Here is a 16,208-nt window from a genome sequence, read left to right as displayed (position 1 = left end):
CATGTATGTTGCAGTCAAGGGCGGCGAGGCAGCCATCGCCAACGCCCACAAGATGCTCGCCGACCGCCGGCGCGGCGACCGGTCGGTGCCGGCGATCACCGTGGAACAGCTCGTCGAGCAGCTCGCGCTCGGCGTCGACCGGGTGATGGCGGAAGCCTCGCTCTATGCGCCGGAGCTTGCAGCGCTTGCCGTCAAGCAGGCGCGCGGCGACATGATCGAGGCGATTTTCCTGCTGCGCGCCTATCGCACGACCCTGCCGCGCTTCGGGGCCTCGCGTCCTGTCGAGACCGGCGAGATGATCGCCGAGCGGCGGATTTCGGCCACATACAAGGATCTGCCCGGCGGGCAGGTGCTCGGGCCGACCTTCGATTACACCCACCGTCTGCTCGATCCCGAGCTTGCTGGCGATGGCGAGGTGCCGCCGGCGCCGGCCCGCGAGAGCGAAGGCGAGCCGCTGACACGGGTGGCCGACATTCTGGCGCATGAGGACCTGATCGAGCGCTCCGCAGCCGGTCCGCAGGACGAGCCGTTTCCCGAGGAACCCTCCGGCGACCTGACGCGCGAGCCGCTGGAATTTCCCATGGCCCGCGACCTGCGCCTGCAGGCGCTGGCGCGCGGCGACGAGGGTTTCCTGCTGGCGCTCGGCTATTCCACCCAGCGCGGCTACGGCCGCACGCATCCCTTCGCCGGCGAGATCCGCATGGGCGAGGTCGAGGTGGAAATGGACGTGCCCGAGCTCGGTTTCTCCGTGGCGCTCGGCGCCGTCAAGGTGACGGAATGCCAGATGGTCAACCAGTTCGCCGGTTCGGCCAAGGTTCCCCCGCAGTTCACCCGTGGCTACGGGCTGGTGTTCGGCCAGTCGGAGCGCAAGGCCATGTCGATGGCGCTGGTCGACCGCTCGCTGAGGGCGGGCGAGCTTGGCGAGGACCGCGTCGCCCCCGCACAGGACGAGGAATTCGTGATCTCCCATTCCGACAACGTGCAGGCGACGGGCTTCGTGGAGCACCTGAAACTGCCGCATTACGTCGACTTCCAGGCCGAGCTCGACCTCGTGCGCCGCATGCGTGGCGAATTCGAGGAAAAGGCGAAAGGGTCCGACACCGCCAAACAGGAGGCCGCGGAATGACGGTCATGACCGGCGACATCGCCACCTATAATTTCGCCTATCTGGATGAACAGACCAAGCGGATGATCCGCCGGGCGATCCTCAAGGCCATCGCCATTCCGGGCTATCAGGTGCCCTTCGCCAGCCGCGAGATGCCGATGCCCTACGGCTGGGGCACGGGCGGCGTGCAGGTGACGGCCTCCATCATCGGCCCCGACGACACGCTCAAGGTGATCGACCAGGGTGCCGACGACACGACCAACGCGGTTTCGATCCGCGCCTTCTTCCAGAAGGTCGCCAATGTCGCGGTGACGACGCACACGCGCGACGCCACGATCATCCAGACACGGCACCGCATTCCCGAGGAGCCGCTCACCGAGGGGCAGGTGCTCGTCTATCAGGTGCCGATCCCCGAGCCGCTGCGGTTTCTCGAGCCGCGCGAGACGGAAACCCGCAAGATGCATGCGCTTGAGGAATACGGCCTCATGCATGTGAAGCTCTACGAGGACATCGCCCGCCACGGCCATATCGCCACGACCTACGCCTATCCGGTGCTGGTCGCGGATCGCTACGTGATGGACCCCTCGCCGACGCCGAAATTCGACAATCCGAAGATGGACATGTCGCCGGCGCTGCAACTGTTCGGCGCCGGGCGCGAGAAGCGGATCTATGCGATCCCGCCCTATACCCGCGTCGTCAGCCTCGACTTCGAGGATCACCCCTTCGAGATCCAGAGCTTCGAGGAGCCCTGCGCGCTCTGCGCGGCGGAGGGCGTCTATCTCGACGAGGTCATTCTGGATGACCACGGCGGACGGATGTTCGTCTGTTCCGATACCGACCACTGCGAGGAGCGGCTGGCCCAGGGCCACAAGGGTCGCCTCGCCGCCGAAGATGCCTATGCCGCAAAGGAGCCGGCGCAATGAGTTCGCTTTTCGAGGATGCCGCGCCGCTGCTTTCGGTCGACGGCCTGACAAAATTCTACGGGCCGCGCATCGGCTGCCGCGATGTCTCCTTCGACGTCTATCCGGGCGAGGTGGTCGCCATCGTCGGGGAATCCGGTTCCGGCAAGACGACGCTGCTCAACTGCATCTCGACGCGGCTGGAACCGTCCTCCGGCACGGTCGGCTACCGGATGCGGGACGGAAAAACCCGCGATCTCTACCGGATGAGCGAGGCGGAGCGGCGTTTGTTGATGCGCACCGACTGGGGCTTCGTGCACCAGAACCCGGCCGACGGGCTGCGCATGACCGTCTCCGCCGGCGCCAATGTCGGCGAACGACTGATGGCGGTCGGCGAGCGGCACTATGGCCGCATCCGCGAAACGGCAACCGGCTGGCTCGAGCGCGTCGAGATTGCCGAGGATCGCATCGACGACCAGCCGCGTGCCTTTTCCGGCGGCATGCGACAGCGCCTCCAGATCGCGCGCAATCTGGTCACCGGCCCGCGCCTCGTCTTCATGGACGAGCCGACCGGCGGGCTCGACGTTTCGGTGCAGGCCCGTCTGCTCGACCTGTTGCGCGGGCTTGTCGCCGATCTCGGGCTTGCGGCCATCGTCGTGACCCATGATCTCGCGGTCGCGCGTCTCCTGTCGCACCGCATGATCGTGATGAAGGGCGGCGACGTGGTCGAGGCCGGCCTGACCGACCGCGTGCTCGACGACCCGCAGGCGCCCTACACCCAGCTTCTTGTTTCCTCCATCCTTCAGGTGTGACGATGGCAAATTCCAACACATCCGGGTCCGCGCTCGCCGTCAGCGTCGCAGACCTCTCCAAGGCCTTCACCATGCATTTGCAGGACGGCATCGTGCTTCCCGTCGTGGAGGGCGCGTGCTTCGATGTCGCGGCCGGCGAATGCGTCGTGCTCGGCGGACCGTCGGGCGCCGGCAAGAGCTCGATCATGAAGATGCTCTATGGCAATTACGCCGTCGAGGGCGGACATATCCTGGTGCGTCACCGGGGCGACATGGTCGATCTCGCGACGGCAGACCCGCGCGCGGTGATCGCCATGCGGCGCGAGACCATCGGCTACGTCAGCCAGTTCCTGCGCACGGTGCCGCGCGTGAGCGCGCTCGATCTCGTCGCCGAGCCGCTGACGGCGCGCGGGCAGAAGCTTGAAGCCGCCCGTGTGCGCGCCGGCGAGATGCTGGCAAGGCTCAATGTTCCCGAGCGCCTCTGGGCGCTGCCGCCGGCGACCTTTTCCGGCGGCGAACAGCAGCGCGTGAACATCGCGCGCGGCTTCATCACCGATCATCCGGTGCTGCTGCTCGACGAGCCGACGGCCTCGCTCGATGCCACCAACCGGCGCATTGTCATCGAGATGATCGCCGAAAAGAAATCCGCAGGCGTCGCCCAGATCGGCATCTTCCACGACGAGGAAGTGCGCGAAGCGGTCGCCGACCGGATCATCGACGTGCGCGCCTTCGCGCCGAAACAGGCGGCGTGAGGCGCAGATGACCAAACTTCGCGAGACGCCGCTCGTGCATGAGACGGCACATGTCGCGCAGTCCGAACTCGGCCGCTTCACGGAAGTGGCCGAGCGGGTGCGCATGAGCGAGACGACCCTGGGCGATTACTCCTACATCATGCAGGACGGCATCGTCTGGTGCGCTCAGATCGGCAAATTCGCCAATATCGCGGCCGCCGTGCGCATCAATGCCACCAATCACCCGACCTGGCGTGCGACGCTGCACCATTTCACCTATCGCGCCAACGACTACTGGCCGGATGCCGAGCCCGACGCCGCCTTTTTCGACTGGCGGCGCGAGGGACGCGTGATCATCGGTCACGACGTGTGGATCGGCCACGGGGCGACGGTGCTTCCCGGCGTCACGGTGGGGGATGGCGCGGTGATCGGCGCCGGTGCCGTGGTGGCGCGCGATGTCGCGCCCTACACGATTGTCGGCGGTGTGCCGGCAAAGCTCATTCGCGAGCGGTTTCCGGAGGCTGTCGCACAGCGCATGCAACGGCTCGGCTGGTGGGACTGGGACCACGACCGGCTGCGGTCCGCGCTCGACGATTTCCGCAAGCTCGACGCCGAGGCGTTCCTTGCCAGGCACGGCGGCTAGCCGCCGGTTTGCTTGGCCGGGAACTGAGCCGGATGTGTAAGCAAATCGTCACAAAACCGCAGATCGCCTGTCATGAAGCGGCGCTATGCAACACGCACCACAGGAATTGAGGCGCGTATGTTCAAGCTCGAAAGCGTGACACGGAAGTTTGGGTCCAACACGGCGGTCAAGTCGGTGACCCTCGACATTCCGGACGGACAGATGGTCGGGATCATCGGCCGCTCCGGAGCAGGGAAATCCACCCTGCTTCGGATGATCAACAGGCTGATCGACCCCAATGGCGGCCGCATCGTCTTTGACGATACCGAAGTGTCGGCCCTGCGCGGCAAGGCGCTGCGTAACTGGCAACGCGACTGCGCGATGATCTTCCAGCAGTTCAACCTGGTGCCGCGTCTCGACGTGCTGACCAACGTCCTGCTCGGCCGGCTCAACCATCGCAATTCGGCGAAGAACCTGCTCGGCATGTTCTCGCAGGCCGAACGTGCCATGGCGATCGCCGCGCTTGAACGGCTCGGCATCGCGCAGACGGCACTCCAGGCGGCGGGCACGCTGTCCGGCGGCCAGCAGCAGCGTGTGGCGATTGCCAGGGCCTTGATGCAGCGACCGAAGATGGTGCTCGCCGACGAGCCCATCGCCTCGCTGGATCCGCTGAACGCGCAAAAGGTGATGGACGCGCTGAAGGACATCAACGAGCGCGACGGCATCACCGTCGTCACCAATCTGCACACGCTCGATACGGCGCGCAGCTATTGCGAACGCATCATCGGCATGTCGCAGGGGGCGGTCGTTTTCGACGGCCCACCGGAGGAGCTGACGACCGACGCCGCGCGGCGCATCTACGGCGCCGAGGGCGATGCGTTGTCGGAAGCGATCACCTCCACAAGCATCACGGCGCCCGCACGGGTTGCCCGCTTATCCGCAAGCAGCCGGCGCTCGCCGGCTGAGGACCACGGATCGGCTTCCCACGAAACGGGACCAACTCGACCTTTAACGGCCGGATCAGCCGGACCACCCATGGAGACGTCAATGCTCAAGAGCACCCTTCTTGGCGCAGTTGCTGCCGCCACCCTTCTGGTCACCGGTGGCGCGATTGCCCCGGTTCAGGCCGAGGACCTCAAGGAATTCCGCATCGGGATCATCGGCGGCGAGAACGAGGCCGACCGTCTGCGCAACTTCCAGTGCATGACCGAAAAGCTTCCCGACGTGCTCGGCGTGGAGAAGGTCTCGCTGTTCCCGGCCGCCGACTACGACGGCGTGATCCAGGGCCTGCTCGGCGGCACGCTCGACTATGCCGAGCTTGGCGCCTCGGGGTATGCCAAGGTCTATCTGAGCGACCCGGAAGTGGTCGAACCGATCCTGACGACCGTGCAGACGGACGGCTCGACCGGCTATTATTCGGTCATGGTCGCCCATTCCGACAGCGGCATCACCTCGCTTGAGGACATGAAGGGCAAGAAGCTCGGCTTCGCCGACCCCGACAGCACCTCCGGGTTCCTCGTGCCCTCCGTGACGCTGCCCGATGCGATCGGCGGGCCGATCGACGGCTATTTCGGGGAGACCGGCTTCGGTGGCGGTTACGAGAACCTGGTTCTGGAAGTGATCAAGGGCACCTTCGACGCCGGCACCACCTGGTCGTCGGGCGTGGGCGAGTTCAAGGACGGTTACACGTCCGGCAACCTGCGCAAGATGGTCGACAAGGGCATTCTCGACATGGACGACCTCGTCCAGATCTGGCAGTCGCCGCTGATCCCGAACGGACCGGTCGTCGTGCGCTCCTCGCTGAACGAGGACATGAAGAGCAAGTTCAAGAATTTCATGCTCTCGATGCCGGAAACCGACCGCGACTGCTTCATGGCGATCCAGGGCGGCGACTACAAGAGCTTCACGGAAGTCAACGTCGACTTCTACAAGGCGATCATCGCCGCACGCAAAGCCAAGATCGGCTCGTAAGAGCTTTTCCAGCGCGGACGCCGGCCCCTGTCGCCGGCGTCCGTTTTTCTTTGTCCTCCCGCCTTCATTGCGAGCCCCGCCCATGTCGCTTGCGACGTTTCCTCCCGCCGCCACGCCCGGCGCTGCGACGCCCTTGTCCGCGCAAGGCGCGCTTGTCGAGCGCCACTGGCGCGAACAGTCGATGCGCCGGCGGATCTACACCGTCGGCGGGCTTGCCGTGCTCTTCCTTGCGCTGTCGGGATCGCTCTGGTTCGCCAATGAGACCAACGCCGGCAAGTTCTTCGACCGGCTGCCCTACTTCTTCGATTTCTTCATCGACCTTGCGCCGCGCGATCCGATGGAGATCTGGCGCGCGTTGTTCGACCTGCCGTCGCCCTATGACGACGGCAGCTTCAAGTACAATTATCCGGAAGGCCGGGTCTATCTGACCGAGAGCCTCTACGTTCCGGAATATTTCTACAAGATGCTGGAAACGCTCAACATCGCGATCCTGTCGACGCTGATCGGTTTCACCTTCGGCTTCCTGCTGTGCTTCGTCGCGGCGAAGAACCTCGTGCGCAATCCCTGGCTGCGCGGAAGCGTGCGGCGCTTGATGGAGCTCCTGCGTGCCTTTCCCGAGATCGTCATCGCCGGCTTTTTCGTCGCGGTTCTGACGCTTGGGCCGATCCCGGCGATCATCGCGGTGTCGATCCACACGGTCGGCTCGCTCGGCAAGATGTTCTTCGAGGTGGTGGAAAATGCCGACATGCGCCCCGACGAAGGCTTGCGGGCGGTCGGCGCCAACTGGTTCGAGCGGGTGTGGTTCGCAATCGTGCCGCAGGTTGCGCCCAACTTCATGAGCTATGCGCTGCTTCGGCTGGAGATCAACGTGCGGGCCTCGACAATCATCGGCGCGGTCGGCGGCGGCGGCATCGGCGAGGTGCTCCGGTTGTCGATCAGCCGCGGCCATGAGGCCAAGACGCTTGCCATCATCCTCCTGCTGTTCCTGACGATCGTCGCCGTCGACCAGTTTTCGGCCTGGCTGCGCAAGCGCCTCGTCGGAAATCAGGCCTTCGAGTTCGGACGCTAACCAAGGTCTTCGTTCATGGCTGCCAATTCTTCCGCACAGCTGAGCGCTGGCGATGTCGAGGACATCGTCGCGCGTCACCCCGAGGTCTTCCGCAACCGTCCCTGGAAGCGCTACCGGGCGCCCTTGGCGATCCTCGCGGTCGCGCTCTACAGCGTTTATTGCTGGTCGTTCTTCGGCATCGGCAAGGTGCTTCAGGACGGCAACTGGGACATCGCCGGAAACTATCTCGCGGACTGGATCTCCTACGAGGTCCGGCCCGACTTCGAGATCGAGCCGGACGGGGCGATCCTGCTTGAATGGCCGAGGTTCTCGCCGCTTGGCGCAAATCCCGATCCCGACTGGATCGTCACCTCCACCGCGACGATGGAGCGTCGGCGCGTGGAAGAGGGCGTGACGGCGTCCGGGACGGCTGCCGACAAGACCGCCAACAGCTTCATGGTGCCCGATGCCATGGGCACGACGCCGCAGGCGGCGGCCCCGTCCGGCGGCACCAGCAGCTTCTCCTTCATGGCACCCGATGCGGCGACCGGCGGGGGCGCCGATGCGGATGCCGCCGTGCCAGGCGAACCGCAAACGGTCGTGGAGGAGGTCATCACACAAGCCTCGGTGACCCTGGGGGCGGGGAACCTGATCGAGATCGCGCCGACGCGTGTGGTTGTGACGCGCGGGACGGAGAGCGTCGCGGTGCGGCTCGGGCCCGGTGAACTGGTCACGGTCGAGGGCGACCTGCCGGAGTGGGCGCAGCAGAAACGCGCGGGCCGCAAGGTGCTTGCCTATTTCGGCTTCAACGGCCGCGCGGAGATCGACTACGACGGCGTCAAGGTGCGCCACCGCTTCATCGGCTGGGAGAATTTCGTCTTCGACGCGAATTCCCCCTTCTGGGGCAAGAGCGCGGGCGAGGTCTTCGGGCTGATCGTCTCCGGCGAGCGGATCGATCCCGACCGCTCCAACCTCTCGCTTGCATGGAACAACATCCTCTACAACGCCGACTGGCAGCATCTCGATGTCTGGACGAAACTGCTGCAGACCATCGTCATGGCCTTCGTCGGTACGCTGTTTGCCGGGATCGTTGCGTTTCCGCTCGCATTCCTCGCGGCCCGCAACATCACGCGCAGCCGCATCGTCAACCAGATCAACAAGCGCTTCTTCGATTTCCTGCGCTCCGTCGACATGCTGATCTGGGCGCTGTTCTTCACCCGCGCCTTCGGACCCGGCCCCCTGGCGGGCATGTCGGCGATCTTCTTCACCGACACCGGCACGCTTGGAAAGCTCTATGCCGAGGCGCTGGAAAACATCGACGACAAGCAGCGCGAGGGCGTACGCTCCGTCGGCGCTTCTCCCGCCTCGGTGCAGCGGTTCGGCGTCCTGCCGCAGGTTCTGCCTGTCTTTGCCAGCCAGGCGCTCTATTTCTGGGAATCGAACACCCGCTCGGCGACGATCATCGGTGCCGTCGGCGCCGGCGGCATCGGTCTGAAACTGTGGGAAGCGATGCGCACGAACCAGGATTGGGAGAATGTTGCCTATATGGTGTTCCTGATTCTCGCCGTCGTCTTCCTGTTTGACGGCATCTCCAACGCCTTGCGCTCGCGGCTGATGGGCGGTCAAAAACGCTAGACGACGTCTTCTTCCCTGCCGGTCGCGGGCCAGGAAGCCGGTCGCGGCCGCTTCACTGCTTCCAGGCGCGGCAAACCAGCCCACGAATGCCGCGCGACCGCCCGTTTGCAAGGCCACATTCACTGCAAGACCGATGGATCAGATGCGCTACGCCCTCTACTACACGCCGCCGCAGGATCATCCTCTCGTCGCAAAAGCCGAAGGCTGGCTCGGCCGCAGCCTGTTCGACCGCGAGATCGCGCCGGAAACGGTCGACGGTCTGGCGCCGGACGCGCGCGCGCCCTGGATCGCATCGCCGCGTCGCTACGGCTTTCACGCGACCCTGAAGGCGCCCTTTCGCCTGGCCGGGGGGCGCGACGAAGCCGGCTTGATCGCCGGCCTCGATGCGTTCGCCGCAACGGCCCGACCCGCGCCGGCGGCGTGTCTCGACCTGGAGAACCTGCGTGGCTTCCTGGCGCTGACCTTTGCCGACCCGACGCCGGAGCTCGATGCGCTCGCCGGCGAAATCGTGCGGCATTTCGACGGCTTCCGCGCGCCGATGACCGCCGAGGAGCGGGCGCGGCGTCAGCCGGAGCGTCTTGACGAAACGTCGCGCCGCAACCTGGACAGCTGGGGCTATCCTCACGTGTTCGACGCCTTTCGCTTCCACATGACCCTGACGGAGCGGCTCGACGCGCCAGACGCGACGCGCGCTGAACACGCTCTGCGAATTCATTTCGCGGATCTTCCGGCAAAGCCGGTTGCCGTCGACCGGATCGCGCTGTGCCGCGAGCCGGCCCCCGGTGCGCCCTTCACCTGCATTCACGAGGCACCGCTCGGCGGTGCATTGTCCCAAACCGCCTGAAAGACGAAACGCATGGAAATGATTTTGACGAATGCCCGCATCGTGCTGGGCGACGAGGTGATTGACGGCACGCTGCACCTGAAAAACGGCGCGATTGCCGGCGTGGACACGACCCCCAGCGCGGTCGCGGATGCGCAGGACATGAACGGCGACTACATCATCCCGGGCCTTGTCGAGCTGCACACGGATCATCTGGAAAACCATTACATGCCGCGCCCCAAGGTGCGCTGGAATCCGATCGCGGCGGTCTGCGCCCATGACGCCCAGATCGCCGCGAGCGGGATCACGACGGTGTTCGATGCGTTGCGCGTGGGGCTGGACGAGGACGCCGGCGTGACGGGGGACGACATGCGCCGGCTCGCCGATGCCATCGAGGCCGGCGTGGCGAAAGACCGCCTGCGGGCCGACCATTTCATCCACCTGCGCTGCGAGGTGGCCGCGCCCAATTGTCTTGAGAGCTTTCGTCTGTTCGACGACGATCCGAGGGTGCGGATTGCCTCGCTGATGGACCATTCGCCCGGCCAGCGCCAGTTCGCCAGCCTCGAGGCCTATGCGATCTATTACAAGGGCAAGATGAAGATGAGCGACCGGGAGTTCAACGCCTTCTGCGAGCGACGGATGGCGCAGTCGGCCGAATATTCCGACAAGAACCGCACCGCCGTTGCCGATTTGGCCCGTCCGCGCGGCATCGTGCTCGCCAGCCACGACGACGCGACGGCTGCTCATGTGGACGAGGCGGTCGACCAGGGGATCCAGATCGCGGAATTCCCGACGACCATGGAGGCGGCGCGGGCGTCGAAGGACAATGGACTTGCAGTGCTGATGGGGGCGCCGAACGTGGTGCGCGGCGGCTCGCATTCCGGCAATATTTCCGCGCGCACGCTCGCCGAGCACGGTCTGCTCGACATCCTGTCGTCGGACTACATCCCCTTCAGCCTGATCCAGGCCGCGTTCTTCCTCAGCGAGGTGGTGGAAGAGGTTGACCTGCCGCAGGCGGTCGCGATGGTGTCGCGCAATCCGGCCCGCGCCGCGGGGCTTGGGGACCGCGGTGAAATTGCCCTGAACCGGCGGGCCGACCTGGTTCGCGTGCGGGTCGAGGATCACATCCCGATCGTGCGCTGCGTGTGGCGCGAGGGGCGCCGCGTCGCGTGATGGCACAAACGGACACACCGGAGGAGGCGAGCGGCGCAACGCGGCCCGGGCGGCTGATCGCGGTCGTCGGGCCAAGCGGTGTCGGAAAGGACAGCCTGCTCGCCCTGGCACGACGGGAGCTTGGCGCGGAACTCTGTTTCGTGCAGCGGACGATCACCCGACCGGCCGCCGGCGATGCGGAAGACCATGTTCCGGCAACCGACGCGGAATTCGCGGCGCGCGAAGCCGCCGGCGGCTTTTGTTTCTGCTGGCGCGCGCATGATCTGTGCTACGGGCTGCCCGCCTCGCTGCGCGATCATCTCGCCGCCGGCCTTCCGGCGGTCGTCAACGGATCGCGAAAGGTGCTGCCGCAGATGGCGGCCTGCTTCCCCGGCCTTGCGATTGTCTCGATCACCGCGGATCCACAGGTGATTGCCGCCCGGCTCGTCGCACGCGGGCGCGAAGATGCCGCCCAGGTGGCCGCGCGGCTGGCGCGCTCCGCGCCGGTGCCGGCCGTCGCTCCGATCCGGGTTGTCGACAACTCCGGCGCGCTGGAGGTGGCCGCGGCCGATTTTGTCGCGGCTTTGCGGGACCTTGCGCGGAGCGGGCGCGTGGAGCGTTAAGCGCCGCTGACCTGCAAGCGGGAAATGCCCGGTTCGTGCGCAGTTGCCGTCATGCTGCAACGCTGGGAAGCAAATTTGTGGCCTGCACCCGAGTTTTGCGATATGTTTTCCGCAGTCGAATGCGCGTGAGTCGCGCCCTGCCGCAGCCTGTCGCCGCCGGGGCGTGACGGACCGTGGCATTCTTTTTTGCATGCAGGATCACAGGGTTCGGACGGTGACGGCTTTTCTGGCAACGCATGGAACGAGCGGGCTGGTTCTCAGTCTGGACGACGCGGTCGCGAACGAACGCATCGTCTCCGAGATCAAGCGCGGCCGTTACGAAGCGAGCGAACTCGCCATCGCCTCGCGGTTCGTGCGCGAAAGCGACCGGGTTCTGGAGCTGGGAGCCGGTGTCGGCTTCATTTCCGCCGGCGTCATGCGCAATGTCGGGCCGGCCTATTATGCGGCGGTGGAGGCCGATGCCCGGCTCATTGCGCATATTCGCGAAACCCATGCGCGCAACGGCGTGACGGGGGTCGAGGTGATCAACGCCGCCTTTACCAGCGATCCCGATGCACTCGCCCGAGGTGCCGTCGATTTCACGCTGCACCGCGAGTTCTGGCGATCCGGGATCGGCCAGACGCAACCGGGAAGCGCGGAGACGGTGAGCGTTCCGGCCCGGGACGTGTCGCGGTTTCTGGACGAGCAGGGCATCACCGTGTTGATCGCCGACATCGAGGGCGCGGAGCTGGAGCTGCTTCGCCATATCGACACCGCGCGGCTGGAAAAGATCGTTCTGGAGCTTCACCCCCAGCGGATCGGCAAGGCCGGCGTGCTGGAGATTTTCCAGATCCTCTGCGCCCGCGGATTTGCCTACAACACGGCGCTGTCGGAAGGCTCCGTGGTGTGCTTCGAAACGGTGGCGCGTCAGAGCCCGGAAATCGGCGAGACCGTTTTTTCCGCAAGCCGGGCCTGAACCGGCAAAACACCCGTGCGACACCCGCGAATCATCGGAGAATTCACGATGTGCGGAGCCATTATCATCGAATTCGAACTAATATAATTTCTTTCACATCCGGATAAATCACAGTATTGCGCCTTCATATTTGAAGTTATTTTTATGTTTTTTCAGCAATTTATATTGATATGTTAATTACTCCTTAGAGCTGAAGGTTACATCTTTCTGGTGTCAGGCCGTGCTTGTCAGGGGGGGTGACTTCGTCAGGCGGGGGCTGGCGGTGTCCGGGAGTGAGATGACATGAAAAATCTGCGACTTATCTGCGCTGCGATGCTGTTGCTCGGTTCCGTTCTTGCGGGCGCGGCGCGGGCCGAGGGAGAAGTCGTGCTGACCGTCGATGGCCGGATCGCCGGCGGTGCGCCCGTCGATTTCACGCTTGGCGACCTGCGGGCGCTTGGCGTCGAGCGGGTCGAGACGACCACGCCCTGGCACGATGGCACGATGGTCTTCGAGGGCGTCTTGCTGTCGAAGCTGATGACGCATGTCGGCGCAAAGGGCGACAATCTGACCGCTATCGCGCTCAACGACTTCTACACCGAAATCCCGCTTTCCGACGCGGTCGACTATGGCGTCATCCTTGCGTATCGCGCCAATGGAGCCGACCTCACGGTGCGCGACAAGGGGCCGCTTTTCGTCATCTATCCGTTCGACCGTTTTTCGGGGTTGCGCAACGAATTGTATTTTTCCCGCTCTATCTGGCAGTTGCGACGGCTGACGGTCAAGTAAGGCCACAATGATGGCAGGGTTGTTGCGCATCGGTGAAACGCTAGTCGGCAAGATCCGCCTTGTCGGCATCATGGTGCTCGGCGGTCTGGTGCTCGTGATCATGGTGCAGGCGGAGGCGGTCCTGACCACCGGCGAGGCGGTCAACCGGTCGATGCGCTACGACATCGCCATGAGCGGGCTGAACGGCCGTCTGGATGCCGTCAATTCGATGGAACGGACCGCACGTTATGCGGCAAGCGGGTCGGCGGAGGATGCGCGCGGCGCCCGCCTGTTCCACGATATCCTGCTCAGCCGTATCGACACCTGGTCCGCCGGGGCCTTCTGGAGTTTCGTCGCCACGTCGCCGGAGCGCATCGCGCTCCTGGAGCGCGCGCGTGCGAAGGTGAACGGGCTGACGCCGCTTTACGAGCGCCTCGAAGATCCCGCGGTGCTCAGCGAGATCCGCCGGACGCTGCGCGGGGCGGTGCAGGACGTGACGCTGATCGGCAGCCAGGCGATGATGGCAAACCTTGCGGAGGCGGAGGAAATTCGCCGGACGTTGCGCGAGCATCAGCAGATCCAGAATTCGCTGGTGACGGTACTGATCGTGTTCGGCGCGGTGTTGCTGGCGATGATGTCCTATCAGGCCCGCCGGTTGCGGCTGGCGCGCGAATTGGCAGAACGCAATGCCCGCAAGTTCGAGCAGGTTGCGCAGCGCGACCCGCTCACCCAGCTCGCCAACCGGCTGGCCTTCGATGCCGCGCTGGACATGGCGCTCCTCGACACGCGCGAGACCGAACGGCAGCTTGCGGTCTATGCCATCGATCTCGACGGCTTCAAGGCGGTCAATGACATGCTCGGCCATGCGGCGGGCGACAGTCTGCTGGTATCGGTCGCGAGGCGGCTGGAGGAGATTGTGGCCGGCTGGGGCGCGGAGGGACTGGTGTCGCGGCTCGGCGGAGACGAGTTCACCGTGCTGACGCGCGTGTCCGGCGGCGTGCGGCAAGCCGAGGCGCGGGCGCGGGAGATGGTCGACGGCCTGCATGCGGCTCACGGTCTGGGCGACGGAAACATCGTCGTCAACGTCACCATCGGCTTTGCCCTTGTCGATGCGGACGCCATCGACGGCGACGCGGTGGTCCAGAATGCGGATCTCGCCCTCAGCCATGCCAAGGCCGCCGGCAAGGGGCGGGCGCAGGTCTATGACGCATCGATGCGCGAGGACGCCACCCGGCGACAGGTGATCGAGGCGGGGTTCACGGATGCGTTGGCCAGGGGCGAAATCGTGACGCATTATCAGCCCCAGGTGGAGATGGCGACCGGCCGGATCGTCGGCTTCGAGGCGCTTGCGCGTTGGCGTCATGCCGAGCTCGGCTGGATTCCGCCGGGCGAATTCGTGCGCATCGCGGAAGCCTCCGGGCGGATCGTCGAGATCGGCGAGCATATTCTGCGCTCCGCCTGCCGCGACGCCAGCCTTTTGCCGCAGGATGTGCCCGTCTCCGTCAATCTGTCGGTGGCGCAACTGGCGCGCAGCGACCTGCCCGGCCGGGTCGCGGACATTCTCGCGGAAAGCGGTCTCGCCGCTGAACGGTTGAAGCTCGAAGTGACCGAAAGCATGGTGATGAGCGATTCCACGCGGGCGCTGTCGACGATGCGTCGCCTCAAGGCGCTGGGCGTGTGGATCGCGCTCGATGACTTCGGAACCGGATATTCCGCGCTTTCCTATCTGCGCGATTTCGCCTGGGACGAACTGAAGATCGACCGCAGCTTCGTCGAAACCCTGGAAAGCGATGCGCAAAGTCTGCTGATCATCCGCTCCATCGTCGAGCTGGCGCGGCGTCTCAGCATCAGCGTCACGGTGGAAGGGGTGGAAACGCCGAGCCAATGCGCGCTGTTGCGCCGGGCCGGATGTCGTATCGCGCAAGGGTTCTACTACGGCCATGCGGTGCCGGCGAGCGAGCTTCCGGCGCAGTTGCTGCGCAGTTTCTCCCGCGTTCCGCTTCTGGAGAAACCGGGTGTGCTTGGCAAGGGGGCCTGAGGCGCGTCGGCGGCCTGGCGAAGATCTCCCCGCGCGGTTTGCCGTTGCCTGTGGAAGCTGATAACCAACGGCCCGTTGTCGCATCCTGCGGCCAGCCGCCGTCACGCCGGTTCATGATATTTGCCAGGAAGATGCGTCGGGGCCGCTGAAGCCGCCGACGGCGTCGCCTATCACGGGAGCTTTCTCGCATGTCCGATCCATGCATCATCTGCGTCGCCATCACGGGTTCGGTCCCCAGGAAGTCGGACAACCCCGCGGTTCCGATCACCGTCAGCGAACAGATCGAAAGCACGCAGGCGGCTTTCGAAGCCGGAGCGACGATCGCCCATTGCCACGTGCGCGAGGACGACGGCACGCCGACCTCCGACCCGGATCGCTTCGCGCGGCTGATGGAGGGGATCGCGACGCATTGCCCGGGCATGATCGTGCAGCTCTCGACCGGCGGTCGTTCGGGCGCGGGCAAGACGCGCGGCGGCATGCTGCCGCTCGCCCCGGAAATGGCGTCGCTTTCCGTCGGATCGAACAACTTCCCGACCCGCGTCTACGAGAACCCGCCCGAGCTGGTCGACTGGCTCGCAGGCGAAATGCGCACCTACAACGTCAAGCCCGAGATCGAGGCCTTCGACCTGTCGCACATCTTCCAGGCGGCGGCGATGGTTGCGGACGGACGCCTTGCCGCGCCGCTGCACGTGCAGTTCGTGATGGGCGTGAAGAACGCCATGCCGGTCGACCGTCGCGTGTTCGACTTTTATGTCGAGACCACCCGGCGGCTGATGCCCGACGCGACCTGGACGGCAGCGGGCATCGGGCGTCACCAGCTCGAAGTCAGCCGCTGGGCGATGGAAGCCGGCGGACACTGCCGCACCGGTCTGGAAGACAACATTCGCCTGGATCGCGACACGCTCGCCCCCTCCAACGCAGCGCTGGTGAAACGCACCGCCGATATCTGCGCCGACCACGGCCGGCATCCGGCAAGCGTTGTGGAAGCGCGCGCGATCCTCGGTCTGCCGGCCTAGCGATGGTGCCTCGCACGGCCGGCGGTGCGCCGCAGAGGCGGGCTGCGTCCGG

Annotated in this window: 15 protein-coding genes and 1 pseudogene; all 16 read left to right on the top strand. The window is 65.5% G+C overall.

From position 1 onward, the window contains the following. Position 1: 1 nt before the first annotated feature. The 16 genes and pseudogenes from G572_RS0115015 to G572_RS0114945 all read left to right on the top strand — a co-directional run bounded on the left by G572_RS0115015 (position 2) and on the right by G572_RS0114945 (position 16,156). Positions 2-1,126, top strand: coding sequence for a carbon-phosphorus lyase complex subunit (locus G572_RS0115015; protein WP_029059175.1), 1,125 nt, complete (start codon positions 2-4; stop codon positions 1,124-1,126). Beyond that, complete coding sequence (locus G572_RS0115010; protein WP_029059174.1) at positions 1,123-2,028, top strand: alpha-D-ribose 1-methylphosphonate 5-phosphate C-P-lyase PhnJ; 906 nt, start codon at positions 1,123-1,125, stop codon at positions 2,026-2,028. The genes G572_RS0115015 and G572_RS0115010 overlap by 4 nt, the downstream gene beginning before the upstream one ends. Next, the gene (phnK, locus tag G572_RS0115005) at positions 2,025-2,816 is read left to right on the top strand and encodes a phosphonate C-P lyase system protein PhnK (RefSeq protein WP_029059173.1); all 792 of its coding nucleotides are present in this window, start codon (positions 2,025-2,027) and stop codon (positions 2,814-2,816) included. Before G572_RS0115010 ends, phnK begins: the two co-directional genes overlap by 4 nt. A gap of 2 nt (positions 2,817-2,818) precedes the next feature. Continuing rightward, positions 2,819-3,547: a phosphonate C-P lyase system protein PhnL gene (phnL, locus tag G572_RS24115; RefSeq protein WP_051242442.1), complete on the top strand. Its 729-nt coding sequence runs from the start codon at positions 2,819-2,821 to the stop codon at positions 3,545-3,547. A 7-nt stretch (positions 3,548-3,554) separates the two neighbouring features. Beyond that, entirely contained in the window at positions 3,555-4,169 is a 615-nt protein-coding gene (locus tag G572_RS0114995) for a DapH/DapD/GlmU-related protein (protein ID WP_029059172.1), read from the top strand. Positions 4,170-4,286: 117 nt separating this feature from the next. Continuing rightward, positions 4,287-5,108: pseudogene (gene phnC, locus G572_RS26010) on the top strand (phosphonate ABC transporter ATP-binding protein); the annotation flags it as partial. 87 nt (positions 5,109-5,195) lie between these two features. Continuing rightward, on the top strand, positions 5,196-6,119 hold the full coding sequence (phnD, locus tag G572_RS0114990) for a phosphonate ABC transporter substrate-binding protein (protein WP_029059171.1): 924 nt from the start codon (positions 5,196-5,198) through the stop codon (positions 6,117-6,119). Between the two features lie 82 nt (positions 6,120-6,201). Further along, complete coding sequence (phnE, locus tag G572_RS0114985) at positions 6,202-7,188, top strand: phosphonate ABC transporter, permease protein PhnE (RefSeq protein WP_051242440.1); 987 nt, start codon at positions 6,202-6,204, stop codon at positions 7,186-7,188. Between the two features lie 15 nt (positions 7,189-7,203). After that, complete coding sequence (phnE, locus tag G572_RS0114980) at positions 7,204-8,802, top strand: phosphonate ABC transporter, permease protein PhnE (protein WP_037546929.1); 1,599 nt, start codon at positions 7,204-7,206, stop codon at positions 8,800-8,802. A 133-nt stretch (positions 8,803-8,935) separates the two neighbouring features. Beyond that, positions 8,936-9,646 carry a DUF1045 domain-containing protein gene (locus G572_RS0114975; RefSeq protein ID WP_245566228.1) on the top strand — a complete coding sequence of 237 codons (711 nt, stop codon included), beginning with the start codon at positions 8,936-8,938 and terminating at the stop codon, positions 9,644-9,646. A 12-nt stretch (positions 9,647-9,658) separates the two neighbouring features. Continuing rightward, entirely contained in the window at positions 9,659-10,798 is a 1,140-nt protein-coding gene (locus G572_RS0114970; protein ID WP_029059167.1) for an alpha-D-ribose 1-methylphosphonate 5-triphosphate diphosphatase, read from the top strand. Continuing rightward, positions 10,798-11,400: a phosphonate metabolism protein/1,5-bisphosphokinase (PRPP-forming) PhnN gene (gene phnN, locus G572_RS0114965; RefSeq protein ID WP_051242633.1), complete on the top strand. Its 603-nt coding sequence runs from the start codon at positions 10,798-10,800 to the stop codon at positions 11,398-11,400. Before G572_RS0114970 ends, phnN begins: the two co-directional genes overlap by 1 nt. 214 nt (positions 11,401-11,614) lie before the next feature. Beyond that, positions 11,615-12,355, top strand: coding sequence for an FkbM family methyltransferase (locus tag G572_RS25560; RefSeq protein WP_169391324.1), 741 nt, complete (start codon positions 11,615-11,617; stop codon positions 12,353-12,355). A gap of 282 nt (positions 12,356-12,637) precedes the next feature. Further along, positions 12,638-13,123, top strand: a complete 486-nt coding sequence (locus G572_RS0114955) for a putative pterin-binding protein (RefSeq protein ID WP_029059165.1) — start codon at positions 12,638-12,640, stop codon at positions 13,121-13,123. Between the two features lie 7 nt (positions 13,124-13,130). Continuing rightward, complete coding sequence (locus tag G572_RS25555; protein ID WP_051242435.1) at positions 13,131-15,140, top strand: putative bifunctional diguanylate cyclase/phosphodiesterase; 2,010 nt, start codon at positions 13,131-13,133, stop codon at positions 15,138-15,140. 188 nt (positions 15,141-15,328) lie between these two features. Beyond that, the gene (locus G572_RS0114945; RefSeq protein ID WP_029059164.1) at positions 15,329-16,156 is read left to right on the top strand and encodes a 3-oxoadipate:acetyl-CoA acetyltransferase; all 828 of its coding nucleotides are present in this window, start codon (positions 15,329-15,331) and stop codon (positions 16,154-16,156) included. The last annotated feature ends 52 nt before the right edge of the window (positions 16,157-16,208 follow it).

Source organism: Stappia stellulata DSM 5886 (assembly GCF_000423705.1).
GTDB lineage: Bacteria > Pseudomonadota > Alphaproteobacteria > Rhizobiales > Stappiaceae > Stappia > Stappia stellulata.
This window is presented reverse-complemented; position numbering and strand designations above follow the sequence as displayed.